Origin of the sequence: Bradyrhizobium tropiciagri, from assembly GCF_001189845.1 — a bacterium.
Lineage (GTDB): Bacteria > Pseudomonadota > Alphaproteobacteria > Rhizobiales > Xanthobacteraceae > Bradyrhizobium > Bradyrhizobium tropiciagri.
Map to the genome: position 1 here is coordinate 64170 of NZ_LFLZ01000013.1, position 26304 is coordinate 90473.

At 61.7% G+C, this 26304-nt stretch carries 22 protein-coding genes and 3 pseudogenes; 16 read left to right on the forward strand and 9 right to left on the reverse strand.

Annotated features, from left to right (window positions below; translation table 11 throughout):
* Window positions 1–14: 14 nt before the first annotated feature.
* The 7 genes from AKN84_RS47755 (at window position 15) to AKN84_RS13540 (ending at window position 7840) form a co-directional block, all read left to right on the forward strand.
* Window positions 15–155: a hypothetical protein gene (locus AKN84_RS47755; protein WP_162240874.1), complete on the forward strand. Its 141-nt coding sequence runs from the start codon at window positions 15–17 to the stop codon at window positions 153–155.
* Window positions 146–1486, forward strand: coding sequence for an MFS transporter (locus AKN84_RS13515; protein ID WP_050421190.1), 1341 nt, complete (start codon window positions 146–148; stop codon window positions 1484–1486). Before AKN84_RS47755 ends, AKN84_RS13515 begins: the two co-directional genes overlap by 10 nt.
* Window positions 1487–1512: 26 nt before the next feature.
* Entirely contained in the window at window positions 1513–2427 is a 915-nt protein-coding gene (locus AKN84_RS13520) for a DUF1932 domain-containing protein (RefSeq protein WP_050421191.1), read from the forward strand.
* 27 nt (window positions 2428–2454) lie between these two features.
* Window positions 2455–3777 carry an MFS transporter gene (locus AKN84_RS13525; RefSeq protein WP_128970748.1) on the forward strand — a complete coding sequence of 441 codons (1323 nt, stop codon included), beginning with the start codon at window positions 2455–2457 and terminating at the stop codon, window positions 3775–3777.
* On the forward strand, window positions 3774–4718 hold the full coding sequence (locus AKN84_RS13530) for an amidohydrolase family protein (RefSeq protein WP_050421193.1): 945 nt from the start codon (window positions 3774–3776) through the stop codon (window positions 4716–4718). The genes AKN84_RS13525 and AKN84_RS13530 overlap by 4 nt, the downstream gene beginning before the upstream one ends.
* Before the next feature lie 27 nt (window positions 4719–4745).
* Window positions 4746–5423, forward strand: coding sequence for an RraA family protein (locus tag AKN84_RS13535; RefSeq protein ID WP_050421274.1), 678 nt, complete (start codon window positions 4746–4748; stop codon window positions 5421–5423).
* Window positions 5424–6412: 989 nt separating this feature from the next.
* A complete protein-coding gene (locus AKN84_RS13540; protein WP_050421194.1) occupies window positions 6413–7840 on the forward strand; it encodes a hypothetical protein in 1428 nt (475 codons plus the stop codon).
* Between the two features lie 133 nt (window positions 7841–7973).
* Here the strand turns inward: AKN84_RS13540 and AKN84_RS13545 are convergent, their stop codons facing one another.
* From AKN84_RS13545 to AKN84_RS13565, 6 genes and pseudogenes are all read right to left on the reverse strand, one after another.
* Window positions 7974–8900: a glycosyltransferase gene (locus AKN84_RS13545; protein ID WP_050421275.1), complete on the reverse strand. Its 927-nt coding sequence runs from the start codon at window positions 8898–8900 to the stop codon at window positions 7974–7976.
* A gap of 123 nt (window positions 8901–9023) precedes the next feature.
* Window positions 9024–9461: pseudogene (locus AKN84_RS48930) on the reverse strand (universal stress protein); the annotation flags it as partial.
* 50 nt (window positions 9462–9511) lie between these two features.
* Complete coding sequence (locus AKN84_RS48935; protein ID WP_244485076.1) at window positions 9512–9862, reverse strand: hypothetical protein; 351 nt, start codon at window positions 9860–9862, stop codon at window positions 9512–9514.
* A gap of 416 nt (window positions 9863–10278) precedes the next feature.
* Entirely contained in the window at window positions 10279–10617 is a 339-nt protein-coding gene (locus AKN84_RS13555; protein ID WP_244485077.1) for a hypothetical protein, read from the reverse strand.
* Between the two features lie 508 nt (window positions 10618–11125).
* Window positions 11126–11680, reverse strand: a complete 555-nt coding sequence (locus tag AKN84_RS13560; RefSeq protein ID WP_050421276.1) for a thioredoxin family protein — start codon at window positions 11678–11680, stop codon at window positions 11126–11128.
* A 227-nt stretch (window positions 11681–11907) separates the two neighbouring features.
* Window positions 11908–12782: pseudogene (locus AKN84_RS13565) on the reverse strand (DUF1194 domain-containing protein).
* 135 nt (window positions 12783–12917) lie between these two features.
* Here AKN84_RS13565 and AKN84_RS47305 point away from each other — a divergent pair.
* The gene (locus AKN84_RS47305) at window positions 12918–13058 is read left to right on the forward strand and encodes a hypothetical protein (protein ID WP_157863291.1); all 141 of its coding nucleotides are present in this window, start codon (window positions 12918–12920) and stop codon (window positions 13056–13058) included.
* Window positions 13059–13229: 171 nt separating this feature from the next.
* Here AKN84_RS47305 and AKN84_RS48940 read toward each other — a convergent pair.
* A pseudogene (locus AKN84_RS48940) lies at window positions 13230–13959 on the reverse strand (IS5 family transposase).
* 185 nt (window positions 13960–14144) lie between these two features.
* Between AKN84_RS48940 and AKN84_RS13570 the strand changes: the two are divergent.
* From AKN84_RS13570 to groL, 4 genes are all read left to right on the forward strand, one after another.
* Entirely contained in the window at window positions 14145–15134 is a 990-nt protein-coding gene (locus AKN84_RS13570; protein WP_050421196.1) for an ABC transporter substrate-binding protein, read from the forward strand.
* 268 nt (window positions 15135–15402) lie between these two features.
* On the forward strand, window positions 15403–16392 hold the full coding sequence (locus AKN84_RS13575; RefSeq protein ID WP_050421197.1) for an ABC transporter substrate-binding protein: 990 nt from the start codon (window positions 15403–15405) through the stop codon (window positions 16390–16392).
* Window positions 16393–17187: 795 nt separating this feature from the next.
* The gene (locus AKN84_RS13580; RefSeq protein WP_050421198.1) at window positions 17188–17499 is read left to right on the forward strand and encodes a co-chaperone GroES; all 312 of its coding nucleotides are present in this window, start codon (window positions 17188–17190) and stop codon (window positions 17497–17499) included.
* 133 nt (window positions 17500–17632) lie between these two features.
* A complete protein-coding gene (gene groL / locus AKN84_RS13585) occupies window positions 17633–19273 on the forward strand; it encodes a chaperonin GroEL (protein WP_050421199.1) in 1641 nt (546 codons plus the stop codon).
* A 369-nt stretch (window positions 19274–19642) separates the two neighbouring features.
* Here the strand turns inward: groL and AKN84_RS13590 are convergent, their stop codons facing one another.
* Together AKN84_RS13590 and AKN84_RS13595 are read right to left on the reverse strand one after the other, a co-directional pair.
* The gene (locus AKN84_RS13590; RefSeq protein WP_050421200.1) at window positions 19643–20305 is read right to left on the reverse strand and encodes a peroxiredoxin; all 663 of its coding nucleotides are present in this window, start codon (window positions 20303–20305) and stop codon (window positions 19643–19645) included.
* Between the two features lie 80 nt (window positions 20306–20385).
* Window positions 20386–21456: an AraC family transcriptional regulator gene (locus AKN84_RS13595; RefSeq protein ID WP_050421201.1), complete on the reverse strand. Its 1071-nt coding sequence runs from the start codon at window positions 21454–21456 to the stop codon at window positions 20386–20388.
* Between the two features lie 338 nt (window positions 21457–21794).
* On the opposite strand from AKN84_RS13595, the gene AKN84_RS13600 reads away from it, so the two are divergent.
* From AKN84_RS13600 to AKN84_RS13615, 4 genes are all read left to right on the forward strand, one after another.
* A complete protein-coding gene (locus AKN84_RS13600) occupies window positions 21795–23261 on the forward strand; it encodes an N-acyl-D-amino-acid deacylase family protein (RefSeq protein WP_050421202.1) in 1467 nt (488 codons plus the stop codon).
* Between the two features lie 45 nt (window positions 23262–23306).
* On the forward strand, window positions 23307–24536 hold the full coding sequence (locus tag AKN84_RS13605) for a M24 family metallopeptidase (RefSeq protein ID WP_050421203.1): 1230 nt from the start codon (window positions 23307–23309) through the stop codon (window positions 24534–24536).
* A complete protein-coding gene (locus AKN84_RS13610) occupies window positions 24536–25699 on the forward strand; it encodes a DSD1 family PLP-dependent enzyme (RefSeq protein WP_050421204.1) in 1164 nt (387 codons plus the stop codon). Before AKN84_RS13605 ends, AKN84_RS13610 begins: the two co-directional genes overlap by 1 nt.
* 114 nt (window positions 25700–25813) lie before the next feature.
* Window positions 25814–26116: a helix-turn-helix domain-containing protein gene (locus AKN84_RS13615; RefSeq protein WP_193399652.1), complete on the forward strand. Its 303-nt coding sequence runs from the start codon at window positions 25814–25816 to the stop codon at window positions 26114–26116.
* Window positions 26117–26304 lie beyond the last annotated feature (188 nt).

Below are 26304 nucleotides of genomic sequence, written 5' to 3' on the forward strand. Positions count from 1 at the left end.
GTGGAACGCCTCTGATGGGCGGGACGCAAGCGCTTTTAGTGCGCCTCTTTGAAAATGAAACGCCATTTCAAAATAAATTGCAGCGCCGTTCTGTTTTTGCTATCGGGCGCCGTGGCCGGGACACAACGGCCGATCTGGAGGAACCATGGCAATGACCCAAGCCGCCTCGGCCGGCACAGGCCTCACATCCGAAGAGGAACGGATCCTCTCGAAGGTGATGTGGCGCATCGTTCCCTTCCTGCTGCTCTGCTACATCATTGCCTATCTTGATCGGGTGAATGTCGGGGTCGCCAGCCTGACGATGAATCAGGATCTCGGAATCTCGCCGTCGGAATTCGGCTGGAGCGCCGGCCTGTTCTTTCTCGGCTATTTCCTGGCTGAGGTGCCCAGCAATCTTGCGCTTCAGGCGGTCGGTGCGCGCAAATGGATCGCCCGCATCCTGATCACGTGGGGTTTGCTGTCGGCAGCCACCGCGTTCGCGGTCGGCCCGAAGAGCTTTGGCGCCATGCGTTTCCTGCTCGGCCTCGGAGAGGCCGGTTTCACGCCGGGCGTGTTCCTGTACTTCACCTACTGGTTTCCGGCCCGCGTGCGGGGCAGGGCGACGGCGGCGTTCCTGCTCGGCATCCCCATCGCCAACATCCTTGGCGCGCCGCTGTCGAGCTCTCTGCTCGCCCTGGATGGCGTGGCCGGTCTGCACGGCTGGCAGTGGCTGCTGATCCTCGAAGGTCTGCCCGCCAGCATCCTCGGCCTTGTCTGCCTGTTCACGCTGACCGACAAGCCCGAGCAAGCGAAGTGGCTGAGTTCCGAAGAGCGAGCATGGCTTGTCGAGACACTCGCAAATGAGCGTCAGGCTATTGCCGCCAAGCATTCTTCCTCATTGAAGGACGCGTTCACCAACTGGCGAGTCCTGGTGTGTGCCGCCGTCAACTTCTGCGCCATCATTGGCTCAGTCGGCCTCGGCCTTTGGATGCCGCAGATCCTCAAAGGGTTCGGCTTTTCCGTCGTGACCGTCGGCTTCCTCGCCGCGATCCCCTATATCTGCGGCGCCATCACCATGATGCTGTGGGCGCGGCTGTCCGACCGCGGCGGTGAGCGGAGCTGGTTCGTCGCCTCCGCGCTGCTGCTCGGTGCCGCCTCGCTGATCGTGTGCGGCTATGCCACCTCATCGGCGCTGATCTCGATCATCGCGCTGTGCGGCGCCGTCGTCGGGATCATGTGCTATCAGTCGACGATCTGGCCGATCCCGTCGAGCTTCCTCACCGGCAGCGCCGCCGCCGGCGGGCTCGCTTTGATCGTTTCGATCGGCAATCTCGGCGGTTTCGTCGGCCCTTATCTGATCGGCGAAATCCGCCAGGCGACAGGCAGCTTCTCGTGGGCGCTGATCTCCGTTGCCGTGTTCCTCATCCTGGCTGCCATCTTTATCCGGTTCGTCGGCCTCAGCCTGCAAGGCAGCACGTCTGGCTTGCCGAAGACCGCGCGCGCATGACCACAAACCCATCAAAGGAGTTCACGATGAGCCAACAACAACAGTTTCGTCTCGGTCTGGTCGGCTACGGCGAGATCGGCAGTACGCTCGGTAAGGGGCTGCGCGGGGCCGGCCTGCAGCAGGTCTTCTGCTACGACAAATACGCCTTCGACGGCCCTTATGCCGATTTGATCCAGAGCCGGGCCAAGGCGGCCGGCGTCACGCTGGTCAAGTCCAACAAGGAATTGGCTGACGCCGCGGAATTGATCTTCAGCGTGACACCGGGCTCCGCATCGCTGCAAAGCGCGGACGCCTTCGCGCCCGTGCTCGACGGACGTCACACCTTTCTCGACTTCGCCTCTGCCACCCCCAAAGTGAAATACGGCGTCGCCGAGCGTCTGGCCAAGACCGGCGCCACGCTCGGTGACGGCTCGATCATGGGTACGCCGAAGAATGGCTATTCGATGCACATGATGTCGAGCGGCCCGGCCGGACAGCGCGTCGTCGATCTGCTGGTGCCCTGGGGCATGAGCATCGAATATGTCGGCGAAAAACTCGGCACGGCCTCCGGCATCAAGATCCTTCGTTCCGTCCTGATCAAGGGCATCGAGGCGCTGATCGACGAGACGCTGCTGGCGGCCCGCGCCTACGGCCTCGACGAGATTGTGCTGGCATCGGCTTCGAAGACACTGACCCGGCCGTTTATGGATACGGTCGAGAGTCTCACGCCCTCCGGTGTCATCCACGCGAAGCGGCGTACCGAAGAGGTCGAGATGGCCGCCGAGGCGGTTGAGGACGCGGGCATCGATCCGCTGATGGCGCGCGCGACGGTGGCACGGCTGCGGTGGAAGAACAGTCTGGGCCTGAAGGATCACTTCAACGGCGTCGTACCCGAAAACTACAAGATTGCGATCGACGCGGTCGTGGCGAAGATGACGGCTAAAGCGAAGGCGGCCGAATAACAACTCGAGACAGGCAGGGAGACAGACGTGACCGCCGTTCGGACAGACCTCGATCAAATTGAAAAGGTGACGATGCGCCGCGTGCTGCTGCGCCTCGTTCCGTTCCTGATGATCTGCTACTTCTTCGCGCTGCTCGATCGTGTGAACGTCGGCTTCGCTGCCTTGCAGATGAACAAGGATCTGGGCTTGACGCCGGCGATGTTCGGCTTTGCCGCTAGTCTCTTCTTCGTCTCCTACTTTCTGGTCGAGGTGCCGAGCAATCTGGCGCTACAGAAGGTCGGTGCCCGGCGCTGGATCGCCCGTATCATGATCACCTGGGGTCTGGTGACCATGTGCATGGCGTTCGTGGTCGGGCCATATTCGCTCTATGCGATGCGATTCCTCCTGGGTGCTGCGGAAGCGGGCTTCTTTCCGGGCGCCATCCTGTACCTGACCTATTGGTTGCCGTCGCAATATCGGGCGCGCATCCTCGCGACGTTCACGGTATCGATCCCGCTCGCCACCTTCCTCGGCTCGCCGCTCTCCGTCGGCCTGCTCGAACTGGACGGCGCGCTGGGCTTGCGCGGCTGGCAGTGGCTCTTCATCCTGGAGGGTTTGCCCACAATCCTGCTGGGGCTCGCGTGCCTGTTTGTTCTGACCGACAAGCCGGCGCAGGCATCCTGGCTGACCAACGAGCAGCGCGAATGGTTGACCGGGCGCATGGAGGCAGATGCGGCCGCGCGCAAGCCCGTCGGGCATCTCTCGCTCTGGCAACTCGCCACCAACAAGTACTTTCTGGTGATGGCGCTGGTCTGCTCGGGGGCGTCCGCAACGGGAAGCGTCCTGTCGGTCTGGCAACCGCAACTCCTGAAGTCATTCGGCCTCTCGAACCTACAGACCGGCTTTGTTAACGCCATTCCCTACGGCATCGCGACCGTGGTCATGGTCTTGTGGGGGCGCCACTCCGACAGGACAGGTGAGCGCCGCTGGCACACCGCACTGACGCTCTTGCTTGCGGCTGGCGGTTTCACGGCCTTGGGCCTGACGGGCACCGCAGTCGTCCCGACGATCATCATGGTTACCTGCTGCTTGGTGGGCGCTTATGCTTTCAAAGGGCCGTTCTGGGCGCTTTCGGCAAGCTGGCTCTCGGCGAGCACCCTCGCGGCGGGCCTCGCCGGCATCAACGCGATCTCCAACCTGATCGGCGGCGGCCTGATGGTGAATGTGGTTGGATTGGTCAAACAATCGACTGGCAGCTTCGTGCTCGGGATGTTGCCGCTCGCGCTGCTCTGTGCGGTGGCTGCGGTCTGCGTCCTCGTGCTGGGTCGCAGTGCCGCGCGTGCGGCTGAAATGGTAGCGGTGAAGCCATGAGCGCATGCACATCGATCACCCGCCGTGGCGTCCTCGCCGGCATGCTCGCCTGCGGTACCGGCGCTTGGGCGGCGGGGATCGAGCAAGCCGTACCAAACAGTACCGGCTCTGCCGCGCCGAAACTCGATGTACCGACGAACGCATGCGACTGCCATCATCACATCTATGACGGACGATTTCCCGTATCGCCGCATTGGCGCCAAGGGTTTCCCCCCGGTTCGACTGTCGCGGATTATCAGCTGCTGCAGCGCCGTCTCGGCACCACGCGAAGCGTGGTGGTGCAGCCCTCGACATATGGCATCGACAACCGCTGCCTCGTCGACGCTCTGGGCCAGCTTGGGTCCTCAGCGCGTGGCGTTGCCGTCGTTGACACCGAAGTGAAAGACCCGGAACTGCGTGCGCTGAACGATGCCGGCGTGCGGGCCATCCGCGTCAATTTCGTATCGGCCCAGACATGGGGCACAACAACGCCGGAGATGCTGACCACGCTGGCGAAGCGGATCGATCCGCTCGGCTGGCATGTCCAGATCTTGATGACAGGTGAACAGATCGCAACGCATGAAGCCGCCATCCGGGCACTGCCCACCAAGGTGGTGATCGATCATCTCGGACGCATCCCGCAGCCGGACGGCGTCCGGCATCCTGCCTTCGCGGCCGTGCGCCGCATGCTCGACGAGGGGCGGACCTGGGTCAAGGTCACCGAGCCCTATGAGGACAGCAAGCTCGGGCCGCCCTACGCGGATTCCACCGAAGTTGCACGGGCCTATGTGCAGGCGGCGCGGCAGCGCATCCTCTGGGGCACCGACTGGCCGCATCCGACGCAGCGCGGCACCAAGCCTGACGATGCGCTGTTGGTCGATCTGTTGGCCGACTGGGCGCCGGACGAGACGACGCGCCGGCACATCCTGGTTGAGAATCCCGTCGAGCTGTTCGGCTTCTAACATCGTTCAATGAGCGAAGAGGGCATCATGTCTGTAGGGTTCAGAATCCTGAAACGGCAAAGGAAAGTCGACACCGGCACGGTCGAGCGTTTCGCGCGCCTGCCGGTGGCGAATGTCAGCGACAGCATGTCGCGCATGACGGGTGGGGGCGCCCGACTTCGTCCCATGCATTGCGCTGGCGGGCTCGCGGGCCCTGCATTGACGGTGAAGGCGCCGCCTGGCGACAATCTGATGGTGCACAAGGCGATCGCCCTTGCCGAGGCCGGTGACATCATCGTGGTCGATGCCGGTGGTGATCTGACAAACGCCATCACCGGCGAGATGATGCTGATGCAGATGATCAAGCGCGGCGTCGCCGGCCTGATCATCAATGGCGCGATCCGCGATGCCGGCTACATCAGGGGGCAGGACTTTCCGGTCTTCGCAGCCGGGGTCACGCATCGCGGCCCCTACAAGAATGGCCCGGGCGAAATCAATGTCCCGATCGCGATTGACGGCATGGTCATCGAGGCCGGCGACCTCGTTATCGGCGACGACGACGGATTGCTCTGCGTACCGTTCGATCAAACCAATGCAGTGTTCAAGGCGGCGACCGCAAAGTTCGAGGCCGAGCAGAAGCAGATCGCTAACATCCAGGCTGGCACGCACGACCCGTCATGGGTCGACAAGCAGCTCCGCGATTTGAAGTGCGAAGGACTCGACTGAAGCCACTCGAGCTATTGGGACCGCCGCCCGCCGCTCAGGCTTGCGTTGAAGTTCCGCAGCTCAGATCCGGGATAGGGCGTTCAGACTTGCCGCACAGCGGATCCGCATCGTTGGACGGTCTGGCGTGCCGTGCGAGCGTCCATGGTGCAAACTGAACTCCGTTTTCCTGATCGGTGACGGTACTGCAAGCGTTGCAATGCGGATGCGAGAAACCATGTCAGCTAAGCTCATGTGGCCGCTCAGTCGATTGACCCCGATACTTCCCGAAGTCGCAAAACCGTCGAACAGCATGAATTTTCTTGTGAATTCAACACCAAAAAATTGCGGCGGGGATACCGCCGGGATTTGTCCGTCAGACTTAGAAAATTGTGCTTGCAAATCAACGACGAAACGTCGTCCGAAATGATTGAGTGGGAGTAGTGAGGCCGGCTGCTATCGCGCAGTTTTGCGTAGTCTGGTGGAGTTGATCTCGCTTCCTCTCGCACTGGGGACGCTAACCGAAGTAGTGAGCTCGGCATATCCTGGTTGAGGTCGGTAATCCACCTCGCTTTCGCTAACGGCGTATTTCAGCGCGCTTGATCGTACAGAAGGGCGGGGCGTCCAAAGATCCAGCTTCGAGCTCCGGCAAGCTTTGGTGACAAAGCCGACATTGGCAGGAGCGCGAAGGTCTGCGTGGCAACCGTCGACAGGAGATCGGCGACCTCCAAGTTGACGGATAGCCGATCTCAACTAGCGGGCCCAGCCTGGACCGATCGGGCATCGGCCATCATGTCTCGCAGACGCGCACTGACGGGAAGGGCAAAGGACCCCGAGAGCACGTCGTGCCCGCCGATGTTCTGGCAGAGCGTTTTGGTCTGGCAACTAGCTGGGGTAGCATTCGAGCTTCAGTTCAGTGGGAGGCGGTGGTGCGGTCGGAGCGCGAAGCTCCAGCGCGTACAACGGGCGAAGCGGCCTCCCTGGGAGGCGTCGGGTCCCCGTGGCCATGGACCATGCTGGCGTGGGCCGCGCTGCTGGTGGTGATCGTCGCGTCGTCCAGGCCCGCGGTCCCGGTCATCTGGGGCGACACGCCATCCTTCGTGGAATCTGCATTTCGTACGCTCGAGGCCGGACAGCCGACGGTGGCGGGTGGGCGCGATCCGGGCTACCCGGCGCTGCTGGGCGTGACGTTCGCGTTCGGAGGCGACCTCGGCACGGTGGTGCGCCTGCAGCAGGCGGCGTGGACCATCCTGATCCTGGCGCTCGCGGCAACCGCGCAGGCGACGACGCGCAACGCCGGTGGGCTTGTGCCGATCATCCTCGTGGCGACATATCCGGGCCTGCAGCTGTTCAGGAATGTCGTCACCTCGGAGCTTCTCTTTGCGGTCTTCCTCAATCTCGCAACGGCCGGATTGCTCGTTGCCACCTGCGTCAATAAAACGGCGCGGTGCTATGCGGTCGCTGCCGCTATCCTGTGTGCGGCGCTCGCGGCGTGCTTGAGGTCGCAAGGAGTCCTGGTCCCGTTCGTCGCCGTCCTGATGGGCGCGAGCCTCGCCCGCCCGGACACGTCTGCGCGCCTTGCCGTGATTGCCGTTTCCGTCGCGGCAGCGCTGGGGCTCCTCGTCACCGGTTCCCGGTTCGGGGCTTCCAACTCCGATCAAGCCTCCATCGTGTTCGTCCCCAAGACATTGTTCTGTAATCACCTGAACATCGTGCTCGCAAGCGATGCAGCGCGACGCGAGATCGCGTCGGCGGCCGGAGACCGCGCCGACGCCACGATGGCGCGGCTTGTCGCCGACTTCACGGCGGAGCCGGGTCGGTGGCCGGCACTCGGGTTCTTCGGCGACGCGTGCCTCTTCGACACCGCACTGGATCGAGCCGTCGCCAGCGATACCGGAAATGCCGACGGCGCGGCGAGAGCCTATCGGCGCATCTTCCTGGCCGCCGTGCGCGACCGGCCGCTGGCCTACGCGGGCAAGGTCGCCCGTCAGATGGCCTATGGGGCCACGGTCGCATGGCCGGCTTACGGACTCGAACCTGCCATCCCGGTGTCGACCGACGATGTGCCCCACGTGTCCGACATCATGACGCGGCACGGCCGGGCGGCTCAGCCGATCGATCTGCAAGGTGGACCAGTTCGGATCGGCCTGCTGTCTGATTTCCCAGTCATCTCCGCCTATCTGTTCAGGGCCTTGTCCATCGCGTTCGTCATCGCCGTAATATATTGGACGGTGACCGCCGTTTGGCGTTGGCGCCCCGGGTTCTCAGCGCGCGGAGGTATCGTCATCGTGATGTGGGCGGCCTCGATCGGGACCGCCGCCGGCGCCCACACCCTCGACGTCTGGCGATACCTAATTCCCGCAGTGCCGATGGTCGGCTTCATGCTGGCCCTTTTTACTGTCGAACTGATCGAAATTATCTCATGCCTGCGGAGGGGCTAAGCGCATCATTCGCAAGCTCCTGTGCGCAGAAAATGCGAGCGCATCGCTCCAGCACCGCAGCCTCCTGAACCTGTGAGCGGTCAGAAGAAATCCGTCCTTACGGAGCAAGCTCAAGACGAGTGAACGACATCTCTTATTCCGGAGGCCGCAAGGCCAAATAAGCGAGCCGCCGTAACTCGCGACGGCCACGCACGACAGTGTCGAGAATCATTCCACTGAAGAAGCTAAGGAAGGCGAGGATCATGAGTCCTGTCGAAAGAACCGCGGTTGGCAAACGCGGCACTAAGCCGATCTCAGCATACGTGACGGCAAGAGGTACCGCGATCACGATCGAAACGAACCCGAGCAACGTGCCAATTATACCGAAAAAAAGCATCGGTCTTTCAATTCGAAACAGCGTCAGGATGGTCAACAGGATGCGACAGCCGTCGCGGAACGGGGAGAGCTTGGACTTCGAACCTTCCGGCCGTACTTTGTAAGCAGTCCCGATCTCGGCCACTGGCATGTGCAACCCCAGAGCATGGATGCTGATCTCCGTCTCTACCTCAAAACCTTCCGAGAGGGCGGGGAAGCTTTTTACGAACCGGCGCGAGAATACGCGATAGCCCGAGAGGACATCGCTGAATGAGCGACCGAAGATATGCGACAACATTCCATTGAGGATCGCATTGCCGAGGCGATGACCTGGCCTAAAGGCGGCGGCGTCAGCGACCGCACTTCGCACACCTACCACCATGTCCAGCTGGCGTTCGATCAACTCCTGTATCATCGTCGGTGCAGCCGCTGCGTCATAGGTCGCATCGCCGTCGGCCATCACATAGACGTCGGCATCAATGTCCGCAAAACTCCGGCGGACGACGTTGCCCTTTCCTGGCGTCAGTTCGGTTCGAACTATCGCGCCAGCAGCACGAGCCACATTCACGGTATTATCGGTCGAATTGTTATCGAAGACATAAATGGCAGCGTGGGGCAAAGCCGCACGAAATGCTGTTACCGTGGCGCCGACGGCCGCCTCTTCATTGCGACAAGGGAGGATTACCGCCACACTTTGTTGCTTCATAGCCGACCCTAGAGCCTGCACCACGTGCTCAAACCGACAGTAAATCGAAGCTTCCGCGGGCCGGTGCAGGCATCACCATATAGCTTCTCGCAAAGACAGACGGAGCGAATTGTACGCGCAGTTCTAATGCGCCATCAGGACGGGTAAATCCGCGTGTTCCATGATATAACTGGTCGCGCCACCGAATATCATTTGCCGCAGCCTGTTGCGGGTAAAGGCTCCTTTTACCAACAGATCGCAGCCGTGTGCTCTGGCGGCATCAAGAACCGCCTCACCGGTGTCGCGGTCTTCCAGTTCAATGCTCACTAGGTTGGCCGCAATGTCGTTGTACCGCAATTGTCGGACAATGTGATCGGCAGATGGGCCTGGTACCGCTTGTCCGGCAATCACGGTTAGCACTGTTACCCGTTCTGCCAGACGAAGCAGCGGCATAGCAAAAGCGTTGACCCGAGCCTGCTCGGTACTACCGTTCCAGTGGATCACAATGTTTGTCGCGATGCTTCTCGGCGCGTCTGGTGGCGCCAGCAGAACGGGTCTACCGCTCTCAAACAGTGCGGATTCAATGGCGCGCCGGTGAGGGCCGGCAGCATCAACGTCGGACCGTGGCATTACTATGACGTCGAAAGCTCGCCCATAACTTCCAACAAAGTCTTCACCCTCAGGCGCGGTTTCAGCCAGCCGAAGCATGGTCGGCTCGCGCGCGCAGTGGCTGGAGAAATATCGTGCTTTAGCATGAACGCTTCGAACAAACGATGCAGTTCGGCGAACTCTTCCTGGCTCTTCGCAAGGTAAGAATCCAAAGGGATGCCGGTGGCTAATTCTGCGACTAAATAGGGAGGGATGCCGAACCGGAGCGGAAAGCCTTCGATGTAGGCGCCGGTACGTTGCGCGAGGCGTGCGGCGGCCTCGAGTGTGGATGCCATGGTCGCAATGTTTTGGATCGGGACCAAGATCGTCTTCATTCTCAACCCCCGTGTTTCAGGTGAACATTGACTTACAACGTCTCGTTGCCCTTGGCGGCTAACGGCTTGCGACTGAGGCCGATAGAATTCTCCGGTCGCGGTGCAGATCGTTATCAAAATGCCGAGCGATTAGCCCTCCATGTTAGCACTGCCCGGCGGGCTGTTCGACATCGGGCAAAACACGATCACGTCGCCAGCGAGCAAGCCGGCGAACGCCAGTCCACGCTTTCGTGGGCTACGATCCACGTAATCCTGCAAGCTGCTGCAATTCTGGGCGTTCTTAACGCGCACGGAAAGTGAGGCCGGGGCGCTCCTGCAGACGCTCGCGCGCGGACAGTTTCCGGGCCGGTTGGCATGTCCCAAACGGGGCCATGAGCCGACGTCGCTCCAATCCCGCGCGATACTTGTCAGGCTTCTTAGCGGCCATAAGGGAAGCAGCGGTGACGATCGAGTGTGAGACCGAAATGCGCTCCCAGCGCAGCGATGGCCGCTTCCTGCTCAGGATAAGGATCGGCATTGGATGCGGCAACGATGATGATCCGGAACCTGCCGCGATCCTTGCCACCCGGTGGCAGCATCGCTGTAGCCAGTGCATTGCCCTCCCTGTCGCGCAGCGTGAGGAAAACCGGCATCTCTCGTCGTACATGGGCCTCGAGGCCGATGTCGCGCTCGATCGCGTTGGGCCGTTCCGGACGCCAGGACTGGAGTGCCTTCTCCCGCTCATTGCGGAAATATTTCTCGACTGTGTGGTTCATCAGGCGCGACTCATGCGCCGCTTCACCTTCCGTCTCGATACGGAACCAGGTCTTACCTTTCGGCGCGTCGCAAACATACTGCATTTCGCTCGTCCGGCGATCGCCACGATTCTAGGGCGTCGGGCCTGCAAAGCCAACATGAGATTCGCACCCGTAAATAATGCTGCGCAATCGTATAATCGGAAGTTTGGCTGCAACACCGCGCGACTATTGCCTGAGAGGCGATGGCAGAGCTCCGATCTGATGCGGCTTCGCAAAGCGGTCCGGTACGTCCAGCCTGGTAAATCTGTTCACTGAAACGTCCGCTGTGGGTTATTTTCGACGGGCTTAACCGGGTATCTCACCGGTTGATGTCCATGTTGCCCCGGAAGCAGACCTGGAGAAGGGGGCGAAGCGACGCCGGCAGCAGCCGCAGCGCCCTCGTGATGCCGCTAGTCAAATCGCACATGTGCAGCAATGCTGCGCCCGCGCCGGTCTCAGATGCGAAACCTGCTGACAGGGATTGGCTTCATTCGTCCTTCCATTTGATCGAGCAGCCAATAGACGCCTTTTGGTCAGCCGGCGCCAGACCGGTGGTCGCAATCGCGCGCATGGCCTCGACAAGCTCTCGGAGCGCACCGGCGCGAGGCGGGGTTGTGCGCCCTTCGTCGAGCCGGCCGCGATACTTGAGCTTGCGGTCGGCATTGTAACCGAAGAAGTCCGGCGTACAGACCGCTCCATACGCTCGAGCGACTGTCTGGGTCTCGTCGTGGAGATATGGAAACGGGAAATCATGAGCCTTCGCGAAACGCTTCATATTCTCAAATGAGTCTTCGGGATAGCTCGCCGCATCGTTCGAGCAAATCGCCGCAAAGCCAATGCTCTCCGATATCAGCACGCGGGCATCCGAAACCATGCGGCCGATCACCGCTTTAACATAGGGACAATGGTTGCAGATGAAGACGACGACTGTGCCTTTTTCGCCTGCAACGTCGTCCAGTGCGTAAGTCTCGCCGTCGGTGGCCGGAAGCCGGAACTCCGCCGCCGGCGTATCAAGAACGACTTGGGTAGCTGCTGTCGCCATATCGCACCTCCTCGTGCCCCAATATACGCTGATGACGGCCCGCTGGGGCACAGTTTCCAAAACCTTTTCGCCAGTCGCGTCGTTTTGACCGTACGTCGACCCCTCCCGGTCGACCCTTAACAGCCGCCAATTGGACGAGCGCGGGAATTCGTCGGTGTGGGCCACGAACGGACGTTAGCGCCTCCAATGCCCCGGCGCGTTGGGCGGCGACCATAATATGCTGCTGTCTAAAGTTTGTTCGTCCGGCGCCTCTGAATGATTGCCTCGATACTCACCGCCGGCCGCGCTCCTTTTTCGCCGATCAGACAGGGTACCCGGGGCTCTTTCTCGGCGGCTGGCACGATCCCGCTCTCTGGCGCGAGGCCCGCAACTTCGCGAACAAGCTTGGTCCGGATCGCTTCCTGGAATGTTTCGCGATCTTTGATCGTCATGACGAAGGCGCCTGGCCCTCCGATCACGCAGTCCTCGTAATAGAGATCGAGATTCTCGATATCGGTCGTCGAGAGGGATGGCTCCTTCACCATGATCGGGAGGCCGTTGATGATTTTGCCCTTCTCCAGGGCCGCGTCGCGGGCGCCGGTTACGGGGGCTCCGTCGGGGGCCCATCGCCGGAAATATCGATGACGCGCCGCAACCCGCGATAGGGGTTCTCTTCGAACAGTTGAACAGCGAAATCAAGCGCGCCGGAAATCGAGGTACTCGAACCTCGACGAACCGGCGCTTTCATGATCTCGGCAGCCACGGCATCCGCCGATTCCGGGCCGTCGATCACGCGCCAGGGAATGATGATCTTCTCGTCGCCCGACATCGACCACTCGAAATAGGTCACGGCCACCTTGCTGCCAGGAATGGTCCGCAGCGCCTGAAGGAAGTCTTTCGAGACGATGGCATGCGCATAGCCCTCGCGCTGAATGGCAAGTTCGTCCATATCCATCGAATAGGAGACGTCGACTGCGATAACGAGCTCGACATTGACGGGCTGTACACTGCGGTTGGCGTCGGCGAATCGAGAGTTCGGGGTCGGCGCGGCAATGCCAGCAACGTCACCTCCGACTATCGCCCCCGCAACAAGCACCGCCCCGACCGAGACACACCAGCGCATGGTGGCTCTCCCTTCCTTTCACGAGCATGGTGACACCCAAAACGCACTCCGAAAAGCGGAAACATGCAACTGTCGTTCACGTTCGCAGCAATCGAGGCTTGCTCTGGACGTTGAGTAGAAGCCTGGAACTGCCTCGTGCTTCCGGATCGCGCCAACCCCGCACGCTTTGCCTTTCCGGACAACGATGAGACTTCCCAGATTCCAGTGAGCAAGATGATTGAGCAGAATCTGAACGCCCTCGTTGCCTGGTTGCGCACCATTCCGTCGATCGAATAGAGGTGAAGCTGTTGGTGCAAAGCGGACCGAGGTGTCCAGGGACGGAGTGGTCCGGTGAGCGGTGCGAGCTATCACCTCACAAGCCAACCACGGTTTTCCCGATCATTGACGGTATCGGAAGCAAAGGGGCGAGTGTGGCGGGGACCCTTACGGCCAAGAACTCGCGTCCACCTAGTGCGTGGACTCATAAGCACGAAGCCACAGCCTGATTGAAGCAAGCTGAACGAAGGCAAGGTAGTTGGCAGCCAGCTTGTCGTAGCGCGTAGCGACCCGGCGGCATTGCTTGATCCGGTTGAAGTAGCGTTCAATCCGGTTGCGGTCACGGTAGAGATAAGGGCTGAAGGCAGACCGGATTGGTACGATTGCGTTTTGGCGGGATGTTGGCCCACGCGCCTCGTCGCATGGCCAGCTCCCTGATCCAATCGGCGTCATAGCCACGATCGGCCAACAGCATTGCCTTTGGTTTCAGGCGAGAGAGCAGTTTTCTGGCGAGTCGAACGTCATGGGTCTCACCGGGGCTAAGCGCCAGCCGTACCGGCAGACCGTTGCTATCGACCACCGCATGAATTTTGCTCGTCAAACCGCCGCGGGACCTTCCCCATTGATTGGTGCTGGTTCCGGGTGATGCAAGCTCCGTGCTGATGCACGCGGACAATCGAGGTGTCGATCATCTGGACAGTCGCATCGTGGGCAGCGGCAAGCGCGTCTATGATGCGGCCCCAAACAGCAGCCCGCCGCCACCTAACGAACCGGTTGTAGCAAGTCATGGTGCTCCGGATCGCAGGACCCAGAAAATGCCATTGAGGACACGTCGGTCGTTCACCCGAGGAACGCCACGCGGCTTGTTCGGCAGCATCGGCTTGATGGCGGTCCATTCACAATCCGCGAGTTCGTAGCGCATGATTTGAGCCCCTGACGACGTGGAGGGCTTGAATCATGGTTCGGGGCCCAGGCTCAACTGGTCGCTATGCATCCAAAAGCGGACCTATTATGCTCAGAGTGAGTTTTGTCGTTCGTGACCCAAAGCGGCCCTCACAGTTTCGCGACAAAGTGCTAAGGTCTTCGTCCTTGCAGCGAGGGAGACACATGCGACGGCGGGAGTTCATCATCCGGGTTGCTGGGCTCTCAGCTGTTTGGCCGCTGATCGCTCACGCGCAGCAGAGCCCAAAAACGGCGAAAATCGGCGTCCTTTGGCACGCGGGCAGCGCGGAAGAAGAGAAGGTCTATTTGGGTATGCTAACCAAGGCCCTCGGTGACCTTGGTTATGTTGAAGGCAAGAACGTTGTGTTCTCGCATCGGTTTCCCGCCGAACAGCCGGATCGGTACCGGAGTCTCGCCAGAGAACTGGTCGAAAGCAATGTTGATGTGATTGTTGCCATAACCGAACCGGGAGCCGTTGCGCTCAAGGAGATCACAAGCACAATCCCAATCGTATTCGGTGTGGTGGCGGACCCGGTCGGTTCTGGCTTTGTCGCTAGTCTGGCGCACCCTGGCGGAAATTTAACCGGGCTGTCGTTTATGGCCACCGATCTTTCCGGCAAACGTTTGAGCCTGCTGAAGGAAGCAATCCCGAGTTTGAGCCGAGTGGCACTTCTCCAAGACCGCTCGTTAGGCTCCGTCGCGTCAACTACCTACCTCGAACTCTACTCGAAAGCGGCAAAGACGATGGGACTTATTCTGGATCGGATTGAAGTACCGACACCGGACGCAATCGACGAAGCATTTTCAGCGGCAGCTGAACACGGTTGCCAAGCTGTGATTTTGTTCGGGGGAATGCTGGCAAACGAAGGAGTGCGAGTTGGAGCATCAGCGCTGGCGCATCGAGTACCAACTTTATCTATCTGGTCCGAAAAGGTGCGTTATGGTCTGCTGATGTCGTACGGACAAGATGTCGATGAGACTTTTCGCAAGCTGGCCAGTTATGTCGATAAAATCTTGAGGGGCGCAAAGCCCGCTGACCTTCCTGTCGAACAACCCACTCGCCTGAAGCTGGTAATCAACCTCAAGGCTGCAATGGTGCTTGACCTGAGCATACCACCGACATTGCTTGCCAGCGCCGACGAGGTGATCGAGTAGGCCCTTTCGGGTGCGGAGGCCGCAGGTCCGGAAGTGGCCCTTCGCGTCAGTTCGCGGCAATGCAACGCCATGGTCACTATCGGAGCGAAGCGGATGTGAACCGAAAAAAATGGGCTGAATCGGTCGAAGATGACCCATCGGCGACATCGGCCAATTTAGATTGTCGTGGGCGCAAATTGATCGTGTCTCCATGTCGCTGATCGCAAATTTCTGTTTTCATGGCCCGCGTTAAGGCTAAGTTTTCGCGCGTTCCCCAGTGGGGGTGGCAATGAGACGGCGAGATTTCATTACCCTTCTTGGCGGCGCGGTGGCTATCGGGCCGCGCATGGTGTGCGCGCAGCAGGAACGGATACGGCGGCTTTCCGTCTTGATGGGCATCGCTGAGAGCGATTTGGACGCGTCGGCGCGGATCGCCGCGTTCGAGCATGGGTTGGAGAAACTCGGCTGGACGCCCGGCCGCAATCTGCGGATCGACTATCGATGGGCTGCAGGTGATATCGAGAGGATCCGGGCTGCCGTCCCTGACTTGTTGAGCACTGTGCCTGACGTAATCGTAGCCGACGGTACGCCAGCGTTGCGCGCCTTCCATCAGGCAACGGTCAGCGTTCCGATCGTCTTCACGGTCGTGAGCGACCCAGTGGGAGCCGGCTTTGTGGCAAGTCTCCGCCGGCCCGGCGGCAATATAACCGGATTTACTAATCTGGAGCCCAGCGTCGGAGGGAAGTGGCTCGAACTGCTCCGCGAGATCGCGCCAAGTGTCATGCACGTCGGTATTATGTTCAACCCAGACACCGCTCCCTTCTCGATACAGCCTTCGCGTCTGGCACAAGCTGCTGCCCAGGGTTTCGCCATGAAGGCTGACATTGCGCCCGTTCACGAGCCTGCGGAGATCGAAACTGCCATTGCAGAACTCGTCCACCAGCCAAATGCTGGTTTGATCCTTCCGCAGGACAGCTTCACGTCGGTGCATCGCAAATTGATCGTTGATCTGGCGGCGCGTTACCGAATACCCGCAGTGTATGCTTTCCGGTACTTCACGGCCGAGGGCGGCTTGGTATCTTACGGCATCAAGGTGATCGACCAAATGCGCCGTGCAGCAAGCTATGTCGATCGCATCCTGCGAGGTGAGCGGCCCGCGGAATTGCCAGTTCAGCAACCAACCACATTCGAGCTGGTCCTCAACCTCAAAACCGCCAAGGCGCTGGGCCTCCAAGTGCCGCCGACGCTACTCGCCCGCGCCGACGAGGTGCTCGAATGAGGCTACGAATTGCTGCAGTGCATAAGTCCGACTCTGGCCCAACCCGGAAGTCAGGCAATGTCCGCTTTACCGCCGCTATTGAGGGAAAAGCGGACATCGGTCACGCAGCCCGTTAATGAGTACACGCCCTAGTCGATTGACTCCGATACTTGCCGAAGGAGCCATTGCTCCGAGCAGCATGAGTATTCCTGTGAATTCAAGGTCAAAACGTTAGCACGGATATGCTGTCGGGATCTGACTGCCAGCTTTGACGCATTGTGCTTGCAAATCAACGCGGTGATGTCGTCCTAAATGATGATGGGTAGTAGTGTTACCGGCTGCTATCTCGCAGTTTAGCGTAGTTTGATGACGTTGCTCTCGCTTCATTTCACATTGAGGCGCTGACCGAAGTCGTGAGCTGGCTTATCCCGCTCGAGATCGGCATTCCAGCGCGTTTTCGCCAGCGGGGTATTGCAGCGCAGTTGATCGTGCAGAGGGGCGGGGCGTGGAGCACCGGCAGCCATTGGCGCAAAGCTGTCATTGGGATTGATTCTCACGTCTGTGAAGGGCCGTGAAGCGGGCATTTGGCACGAGCCGCAAGTCGGAGAAGGGCTGGGTGCGGACTTATACGCCGCTGGCAGCGCGTTACTTGACTCGCGGGCGATCGCCGCAAGCATTCCTTCCTGAGACTGCAGTCGAATATCGTGGGCTGAAGCTCTTGCTCCCAAATGCCGCGGGCATAAGTGAAGAGCGGTTAGCGCTCGCTCATTGCGACTGCTGATCCAGAAAATATTCCCAAAAGCCAGGGAGAGCTGCATGAAATTCCGTCCGCTTCACGACCGCGTCGTGGTCAAGCGCATCGAGGCTGAAGAGAAGAGCGCCGGCGGCATCATCATTCCCGATGCTGCCAAGGAGAAGCCCTCGCAGGGCGAAGTGATCGCCGTCGGCCCCGGTGGCCGCGACGAGAGCGGCAAGCTGATCCCGATCGACCTTCAGCTCGGCGACCGCGTTCTGTTCGGCAAGTGGTCCGGCACCGAAGTCAAGATCGACGGCCAGGAGCTGTTGATCATGAAGGAGAGCGACATCATGGGGGTTCTCGCCAACACCTCCAGAGAGAAGGCCGCCTAAGCGGTACGACAACTCTCTCATCCTTGAGGAGCCGGCGCAGCCGGCATCTCGAAGGATGAGGCCCAGACCTCATCTCGTTCTTCGAGACGCAAGGCTCAGAACGAGGAGCGGAGGTCAACTCAGGGAGACAGACATGTCAGCCAAGGAACTCAAATTCGGCGTCGATGCCCGCGACCGCATGCTGCGTGGCGTCGACATTCTCTCCAATGCCGTGAAAGTGACGCTAGGCCCGAAGGGCCGCAACGTCGTGATCGAAAAGAGCTTCGGCGCTCCTCGCATCACCAAGGACGGCGTTGCCGTCGCCAAGGAGATCGAGCTCGAGGACAAGTTCGAGAACATGGGTGCACAGATGGTGCGCGAGGTCGCCTCCAGGTCCGCTGACTCGGCCGGCGATGGCACGACCACCGCCACCGTGCTTGCGGCGGCCATCGTCCGCGAGGGCGCCAAGTCGGTCGCGGCCGGCATGAACCCGATGGACCTGAAGCGCGGTATCGACCTCGCGGTCGAAGCCGTCGTCGCGGACCTCCAGAAGAACTCGAAGAAGGTCACCTCGAACGAGGAGATCGCCCAGGTCGGCACCATTTCGGCCAACGGCGATGCCGAGATCGGCAAGTTCCTCGCCGACGCCATGAAGAAGGTCGGCAACGAGGGCGTGATCACGGTCGAGGAAGCCAAGTCGCTCGAGACCGAACTCGACGTCGTCGAGGGCATGCAGTTCGACCGCGGCTACATCTCGCCCTATTTCGTCACCAACGCCGACAAGATGCGTGCTGAGATGGACGATGCCTACATCCTGATCAACGAGAAGAAGCTCTCCTCCCTGAACGAGCTGCTGCCGCTGCTCGAGGCCGTGGTGCAGACCGGCAAGCCGCTGGTTATCGTCGCTGAAGACGTCGAAGGCGAAGCCCTCGCCACCCTCGTCGTCAACCGCCTGCGTGGCGGCCTGAAGGTCGCGGCCGTCAAGGCTCCGGGCTTCGGCGATCGCCGCAAGGCCATGCTGCAGGACATTGCGATCCTGACCGGCGGCCAGGCCATCTCGGACGACCTCGGCATCAAGCTCGAGAACGTCACACTCAACATGCTCGGCCGCGCCAAGAAGGTGATGATCGACAAGGAGAACACCACGATCGTCAGCGGCGCCGGCAAGAAGGCCGACATCGACGCTCGCGTTGCCCAGATCAAGGCGCAGATCGAGGAAACCACCTCGGACTACGACCGTGAGAAGCTGCAGGAGCGTCTCGCCAAGCTCGCAGGCGGCGTCGCGGTGATCCGCGTCGGCGGCGCGACCGAGGTCGAGGTGAAGGAGCGCAAGGACCGCGTTGATGACGCGATGCATGCGACCCGCGCGGCTGTCGAGGAAGGCATCCTGCCGGGCGGTGGTGTTGCTCTGCTTCGTGCCTCCGAGCAGCTCAAGGGCCTGCGCACCAAGAACGACGACCAGAAGACCGGCGTCGAGATCGTGCGCAAGGCGCTGTCGGCTCCGGCGCGCCAGATCGCGATCAACGCCGGTGAGGACGGTTCGGTGATCGTCGGCAAGATCCTGGAGAAGGACCAGTACGCGTTCGGCTTCGACGGCCAGACTGGCGAATACGGCAATCTGGTCACCAGGGGCATCATCGACCCGACCAAGGTCGTGCGCACCGCGATCCAGAACGCTGCTTCGGTTGCCGCGCTCCTGATCACCACGGAAGCGATGGTTGCCGAGCTGCCGAAGAAGAACGCCGGCGGCCCCGCAATGCCTCCGGGCGGCGGCATGGGCGGCATGGACTTCTAAGTCAAAAAGTTCAGCGCCCAAAACAACGAGGGGCCCGGCATCGTTGTCGGGCCTCTCTGCATGACATGTCGATCTCGACGATGATAGCTGCTTGGGGGTGACCGTTCTCAAGAGCTCAGCGCCGTTCATGAGCACGGAGCCGGTCGCTATCGCCGCGCCGCTCACGACGAAGCTCGCATCGGGCGCCATCCGGGACGTCTGCCTTCGCGGCCTTTTCAGTCGGTCACCGCCGCGGCGCTGGCGATGAGGTAGGAGTAGGTGCAGGACACCGGCTCGAAGAGCAGCCTGAAGATCATCGCTTGCCTTGGTCGCGGGTCTGGCCGACCGGACGCTGATCCGGCCGGCCGGAACGATCGCAAGATCGAACTATTATTTGCCCGGCTGCGCGACAACGCGAAGATACGGCGTCAGCGTCTTCCAGCCGTTCGGGTACTTCGCTGCCGCCTGCTCGTTGGATACTGCGGGCGGAATGATGACGTCATCGCCGGGCTTCCAGTTCACCGGCGTCGCCACCGCGTGCTTCGCGGTCAGCTGGCAGGAGTCCAGCAGCCGCAGCACCTCGTCGAAGTTGCGGCCGGTGGTCATCGGATAGGTCAGCATCGCCTTGATCTTCTTGTCCGGGCCGATGACGAACACCGAGCGAACCGTGGCATTGTCGGTGGCCGTCCGACCCTCGGACGTGGTGCCCGCGCCCTCGGGCAACATGTCGTACGCGGTCGCAACCTTAAGGTCGGTATCGCCGATCATCGGGTAGGTAACCGCGTGGCCCTGCGTTGCCTCGATGTCCTGTGACCATTTCGCGTGGTTCTCGACTGGATCGACGCTGAGGCCGATGATCTTCGTGTTTCTTTCATCGAATTGCGGTTTCAGCCCGGCCATGTAGCCGAGTTCGGTCGTGCAGACCGGGGTGAAGTCCTTGGGATGCGAGAACAGGATGGCCCAGCTATCGCCAATCCAGCTGTGGAAATCGATCGGCCCATGCGTGGTGTTGGCAGCGAAGTTCGGGGCCTCGGCGTTGATACGAAGCGTCATGTCCCTTGTCCTCCTGTTGGCCCGGGCAGTCGGAGCGCCCGGCGGGATGACGCCGTCCTGCACGTGGCGCGCGGCGCGCGCTATGCAATTCTGGCATGAACAGGATGAGAAGCGTGGCGAAGCTCGGCCAGCGTCGCGTTCCGCCGCAGGGTTTTCGACGGATGTTCCCCAAAGCGAAGACGATAGGCCTGCGCGAATCGACCGAGCTCCCAAAAGCCGTACCGCATGGCAACGTCGGTGACCGTGGTTGCGGTGGGATCGGACATCAGCAGGCATTGGCGAGTGTGATCAAGGCGGCGCCCGCGCGCGTATCGCATCGCGCTCTGACCCAGGAACTCCTCGCAGGCGAGGTTCAGCGTTCTCTGCGCAACACCGACCTCGGAGCAGAGGTCTGAAAGTGACAGCATTTCTTCTGGGCGCTCCCGTAGCGCGCGCTCTAGGCTCGCGACGATCTGGCGGTGGCGGCCCGGAGCGGCTCGGTCCCGGCTCCGCTGGCCCGTGGTCAGGCAGGCAAGCAAGGCCTCCATAATGGTATCCGCCAGCGCCTTGGCCGGTGCCGGCATCTGGACGATCCAGGGCTCTTCTCTGGCAAGGCGCTCCACATCGTTCATCAGGGAAACGAGCCGCGTCCGCTGAAGCTCGGGAGCCAAAAACAACCGGTCGTCGTGTGTCGGGACTTTGGGATCAAGGCCAGTGACGTCGGCACCGTACGCGGCCAGCAGGTCAAGTGGTACGGTGATGACGGCGGCGGACCCCGGTTGGCGGGGCGAGATGGCGCAGGCGAGGTCATTGGTCCTCGGGTGAAAAATATGCTGGTGGCTGACTGTCCAGCCGGAGATGCGACGAGCGGCAGAGGGTTCGGTCGCGAACATGAAGACATGCGCGTTGGGGACGCCCGAGGTGAGAGTAACGGACGCCGAGGCCTTGCCCAATCCAATACTCAGCCGGTCGAGGGCTACGCGGGTGAGTCTCGCCTGGAATGTCTCGCCGACAGCACTGCCAAAACCGAGAACATTGGCGCCAGCCGCGAGTTTGATGGCCTCGAAAGCGTAGGCTTCCGGATCGGTGAAGGCCGCGACGTGCGCGCCGGGTGACACCGTGCTGCCCTGTCGGTCGCGCGGCGTGCTGACGCTGGCATCTGGAATCCTCATTGTCACGACCGTAAGGTAGCCCTGTCAGTCCGACAACGAGTTTGATGGGCGGGGAGGCCGGTGCGGGCGAGATCGACATCGGTGGGCGACTGGCTGGTCTCGCGGCCACCAGCCGGGGCCTTGCCGCTCGGTATGTGGCTCAACTGAATATTGCAAATGCAATTAAAAAAATGGCTGCGAGAGTACCCGTCGAAGCGGGTCGTTCAACGATTTTCCGAAATAATTTGGGCGTTGTGATGCCGACTGCGCTGCCGGCATGTCGTCGACCTCGGAATATAACTTGCAAATACAAGTAACAGCCGCTAGCATTTCTCAACGACTGGCCGCATGGGGGTGCAATGGCGACGACGGGCGAGACGGCGTGCGATTTGATCTTCCGCGAGGCGACTGTGATCGACGGCAGCGGCGCGCCGCGCTTTGTTGCCGACGTCGCGGTGAAGAGGGATCGGATCGCCGCCATTGGCGATTTCGCCGGCGTAACTGCGCACGAGGTAGTCGAGGCGCGTGGCCTTGTGCTGGCGCCGGGTTTCATCGACACCCACGGCCACGACGATGGTGCCGTGTTGGCGATGCCGGGCATGGAGATCAAGGTCTCCCAAGGCGTCACCAGCGTCGTGAACGGCAATTGCGGCGTCAGCCTCGCGCCGCTTGCCATCGAAGGTCCGCCGCCGCCGCCGGTCTCGACCCTCGGGGGACCCGAGGACTTCGCGTTTCCGACCATGGCGGCCTATCTGGAGCGTCTCGCTGCGTGTCCGCCCGCGGTGAATACCGCAAGTTTGGTCGGACATTCGACGTTGCGAGTGGGGGCGATGAGCGACCTCAAGCGCGAAGCCAATGCCGAGGAACTGGAGGTGATGCGCGAGCGTCTGCGCGAGGCGATGGCGGCGGGCGCAATCGGCCTCTCCAGTGGCGTATTCTATCCGCCGAGCCAGGCCGCAACGATCGCGGAGACCGTAGAGCTCGCGCGCATCGCCGGGGAGGCGGGGGGCATCTATACGTCTCATGTCCGCGACGAGAGCGATGCCATAGTGCCATCGCTTCAGGAGGCCATCACGGTCGGCGCCGCCGCCGGCGCGCCGGTGGTGATCTCACACCACAAGGTTGCGGGTGTGAAGAATTTTGGCCGCTCACGGGAGACGTTGGCGCTGCTCGACAAAGCCAATGCGACGCACGAGGTTGGTTTCGACGCCTATCCGTACACCGCGGCGTCGAGCTGGCTGACGCCTGACTATCTGTGCCTATGCAGCCGCGTCACCGTGACATGGTCTAAGACCTATCCGGAGATGAAGGGGCGCGACATCGCCGCGATCGCGCGGGAATGGGGCTGCGACGACGAGGAGGCGGCGCGTCGGCTGCAGCCGGGCGGCGCAGTGTACTTCCTGATGGACGAGGCGGATGTGCGCCGCATCGTCTCCCATCCCCGTGCGATGATCGGGTCCGACGGCCTGCCCAACGATATGCATCCGCACCCGCGGCTGTGGGGCACGTTCCCGCGCGTGCTTGGCCACTACGTGCGCGACGAAAAGCTGTTCGGTCTCGAAGAGGCGATACGGCGCATGACGAGCCTGCCTGCGTCGACATTCGGCTTCGCCGAGCGCGGTCTGGTGAAGCATGGCGCCTTTGCCGACCTCGTGCTGTTCGATCCGGATATCGTGATCGATACAGCCACCTTCGAGCAGCCGGTCCAGGCCGCGCGCGGCATCGAACTTGTGCTGGTCAACGGCGTGCCGGTATGGCGCGCCGGCGCGTCGACCGGCGCGCGCCCCGGCCGAGTGTTGCGGCGTCAATCGATGCGCGTGGCTTAGGGCGCGCATTGCGGCGCCGGCGGGATTGATCAGAGGAGGACCGTGTTGGGTCGCGAATTCACCAAAATTGACATGAGCTTCGACCGGATTCCCTACGACTGGGAAAGCCGCAAGGCGTGGCTCGACATTCCGTTTCCGATCGAGGAATACGAAGCGCGCGTTGCCCGGGTTCGGCAGGCGATGCGACAGGCTGATCTCGATGTGCTCCTGATCCACGGCGGACCAGGCTGGCTCAACGGCGACGTGCGTTGGATCTCGAACTTTCTGTCGCAGATCGGCAATACCGTTGTTGTGTTGCCAAGCGACGGCTCGCTGATGCTGACGACTGATTCGATCCTGCACTCGGCGCCGATGCACTCCTTCGTGCATCAGACGTGGATCCGCGACGTTCGCCCTGGTCATCTGCCGGGAACGGTCAAGGATCCGGTCGGCATTGGTCGCCACGTCTGTGATGTCCTCGCCGAGCGCAAGCTGGACACCGCTCGCATAGGTCTCGTCGGCGAGCGGTTCTTTCCGGGCGTGATCCTGAATGAAATCCGCCAGCGGTTTCCCTCGGCAACATTTTCCTCGGGCTTGCTGCAATATTGGTCGGTGAAGCAGATCAAGTCGCAGCGCGAGATCGCCATCATCGAGCAGGCCGGGCGGGCGACCGCCGCCGGTCTCGAGGCCGCGATGGATCTTGTACGGCCCGGCGTCACCGAGCTCGAATTGTCCGCCGCGGCGCACGGTGCCATGGCCGGGCTCGCGGATTGGGTGGGGCACTGTATGGTTGCCACCGGCCCGCGCTCGGGGCTCAAGCACCTCTATCCGACCGAGCGCAAGCTCGAGCACGGTGACATGGTGTTCCTCGACATGGGCGTGCATCTGCAGGGTTACTTCACCGACACCGCCCGCACCTTGTGTGCGGGCGTAGCTGGTGACCGGCAGCGTCGGGTGTTGCAGTGTGGTCTCGACATGTTCGAGGCCGTGGTCGCCGCAGCGAAGCCAGGCGTCGTGATCGCCGAATTGCAGGACATTGCCCAGGGCATCGCCGAGGACGCCGGCCTCGGCGAACACTATTGGCCGAGCGGCTTCGGCCATGGCATCGGCACCAACGTCGCCGAGTTGCCGAGCCTGCACTGGAAGAGCGATGCCGTGCTGCAAGCGGGGCAGGTGTTTGCGCTCGAGCCGATGATCGTGATCCATGGCTTCGGCTGCGGCGTAGTCGAAGACCAGGTCTTGATCACCGAGACCGGCGCCCGCTCGTTGACGCCGGCGAAGAAGAAGGTGTGGTGATGAGGAATTCTGGCTCGCCGCGCGACCCGCGGCAAAGCATCAATGCCGGTCTGATTGGCGTGCCGGGCGGCGCACTGAAGCTCACGACTCCGGCGCTCGTCATCGATCTCGCTGCGATGCGCGAGAATCTCCGGCGCATGATGCGGCAATGCCGGGATGCCGGCATGGCTCTGCGGCCGCACGGCAAGACTCACAAGTGCAGTGCGATCGCGCGCGAGCAGATTGCGGCTGGTGCCGTCGGTATCTGCGCGACCACGGGGCGGGAGGCGATCGCCTACGCGCAAGCGCGCCTTCCCGGCCTCCTGGTCACGACGCCGATTGTTCAACGCGCCCATATTGAGACGCTGGCGGCACTGCATCGCACGGGGGCCGACATAACGCTGGTCTTCGACACCATCCAGAACATCACCGAATGGGAAGTCGCACTTACGGGCGCCGAGCGTGCGATGCCGGCCTTCGTCGATCTCGATCTCGGCATGGAGCGCACCGGCGTGGCTTCGGTCGCCGCCGCCGTCGAGCTTGCGCAACGGTTGCGCCAATCGTCGGCGCTAGCCTATGCCGGGCTGCAAGGCTATTCGGGCCGCGTGCAGCACATTCTCGCTTTCGCCGAACGCCGCCGGGTCTATCTCGGGCAGATTGAGCGGCTGCGGCACACGCTGGCGGCGCTCATGGCCGCCGGTCTTCAGCCGCCGGTCGTCAGTGGCGGCGGCACCGGCACCTTCGCCATCGACGTCGAGCACGGGCTCTACACCGAGAGCCAGGCCGGCTCCTATGCGCTCATGGATGTCGACTACGACGTAGTCGAACTGTTTCCCGACCGTGCCAACCCGTACCGCTTTGCATTGTACTTGCGCACCTCGGTGGTCAGCGCCAACCAGCCGCATCACGTCAGCATCAATGCGGGATTCAAGAGCCTGTCCACCGACGGGCCTTTGCCCCGGGTGCGGTCTGGGCACTGGCCGGGAGCGACCTACGATTTCTTTGGCGACGAGTTCGGTTTGATCGCTGTCGCAGAGCGTATCAAGCGTCCGGCGGTGGGCGACCTGGTGGATATCGAGGTCTCACACTGCGATCCGACCATCAACCTGCACGACTACGTCCATGTGCTCGACGGCGACACGGTCGTCGACATCTGGCCGGTGGACGCGCGCGGCGTGCTCTAGGCGCGACAAGGCTGGCGCCGTCCGGTCCCAACGGCGGATGCCCCCGCCGTGACCGCGGCGGCGCCACTCAGCGGGTGGTGCAGCACAGGCAGCATTCGACGGGGAGGTCGCACAATGATCGTCATCACGCGCCAGATTCGCGCCGCACGTTCGCTGTTGGGTTGGGAGCAGTACGAGCTCGCCGTCCAGTCCGGCGTCGCCATATCAACGGTGCGCCGGCTTGAGGGGTCGAAGCGCGCGGTCAATGTGCAATCCGACACGATCGAGAAGATCCGGCTCGCATGCGAGCGGGCCGGCATCGAGTTCATCGGCCTGCCGAATCCCGGTGTGCGTTTGCGTACCGGCGACCGAGCGCTGCCGGCCGACTTGCAGCAGGTGGTCATCTGCAGCTTCGCAATGCATGCAAGCGCGCTCTAACGGCACGCAGAACACGCGACGCGATGAATGCGAGATACAACGCGTGAGATCCCTGTCACCGCGCCGAAACACTCGATGATCAATGTCGATTCTAGAGATGTTTTATAATTGAAATAATTTCGTCGACCGCCTTTCATCGTCATGCGTGCTCGGCAGTGGCTGTCACTGACCACCTGCGGTGGCACGAC

Excerpts from the sequence above, each read along its gene's own strand:
- AKN84_RS47755 (WP_162240874.1), top strand. The coding sequence starts at position 15 with ATGGGCGGGACGCAAGCGCTTTTAGTGCGCCTCTTTGAAAATGAAACG.
- AKN84_RS13515 (WP_050421190.1), top strand. The coding sequence starts at position 146 with ATGGCAATGACCCAAGCCGCCTCGGCCGGCACAGGCCTCACATCCGAA.
- AKN84_RS13520 (WP_050421191.1), top strand. The coding sequence starts at position 1,513 with ATGAGCCAACAACAACAGTTTCGTCTCGGTCTGGTCGGCTACGGCGAG.
- AKN84_RS13530 (WP_050421193.1), top strand. The coding sequence starts at position 3,774 with ATGAGCGCATGCACATCGATCACCCGCCGTGGCGTCCTCGCCGGCATG.
- AKN84_RS13535 (WP_050421274.1), top strand. The coding sequence starts at position 4,746 with ATGTCTGTAGGGTTCAGAATCCTGAAACGGCAAAGGAAAGTCGACACC.
- AKN84_RS13540 (WP_050421194.1), top strand. The coding sequence starts at position 6,413 with ATGCTGGCGTGGGCCGCGCTGCTGGTGGTGATCGTCGCGTCGTCCAGG.
- AKN84_RS13545 (WP_050421275.1), bottom strand. The coding sequence starts at position 8,900 with ATGAAGCAACAAAGTGTGGCGGTAATCCTCCCTTGTCGCAATGAAGAG.
- AKN84_RS48935 (WP_244485076.1), bottom strand. The coding sequence starts at position 9,862 with ATGAAGACGATCTTGGTCCCGATCCAAAACATTGCGACCATGGCATCC.
- AKN84_RS13555 (WP_244485077.1), bottom strand. The coding sequence starts at position 10,617 with ATGAACCACACAGTCGAGAAATATTTCCGCAATGAGCGGGAGAAGGCA.
- AKN84_RS13560 (WP_050421276.1), bottom strand. The coding sequence starts at position 11,680 with ATGGCGACAGCAGCTACCCAAGTCGTTCTTGATACGCCGGCGGCGGAG.
- AKN84_RS13570 (WP_050421196.1), top strand. The coding sequence starts at position 14,145 with ATGCGACGGCGGGAGTTCATCATCCGGGTTGCTGGGCTCTCAGCTGTT.
- AKN84_RS13575 (WP_050421197.1), top strand. The coding sequence starts at position 15,403 with ATGAGACGGCGAGATTTCATTACCCTTCTTGGCGGCGCGGTGGCTATC.
- AKN84_RS13580 (WP_050421198.1), top strand. The coding sequence starts at position 17,188 with ATGAAATTCCGTCCGCTTCACGACCGCGTCGTGGTCAAGCGCATCGAG.
- groL (WP_050421199.1), top strand. The coding sequence starts at position 17,633 with ATGTCAGCCAAGGAACTCAAATTCGGCGTCGATGCCCGCGACCGCATG.
- AKN84_RS13590 (WP_050421200.1), bottom strand. The coding sequence starts at position 20,305 with ATGACGCTTCGTATCAACGCCGAGGCCCCGAACTTCGCTGCCAACACC.
- AKN84_RS13595 (WP_050421201.1), bottom strand. The coding sequence starts at position 21,456 with ATGAGGATTCCAGATGCCAGCGTCAGCACGCCGCGCGACCGACAGGGC.
- AKN84_RS13600 (WP_050421202.1), top strand. The coding sequence starts at position 21,795 with ATGGCGACGACGGGCGAGACGGCGTGCGATTTGATCTTCCGCGAGGCG.
- AKN84_RS13610 (WP_050421204.1), top strand. The coding sequence starts at position 24,536 with ATGAGGAATTCTGGCTCGCCGCGCGACCCGCGGCAAAGCATCAATGCC.
- AKN84_RS13615 (WP_193399652.1), top strand. The coding sequence starts at position 25,814 with ATGATCGTCATCACGCGCCAGATTCGCGCCGCACGTTCGCTGTTGGGT.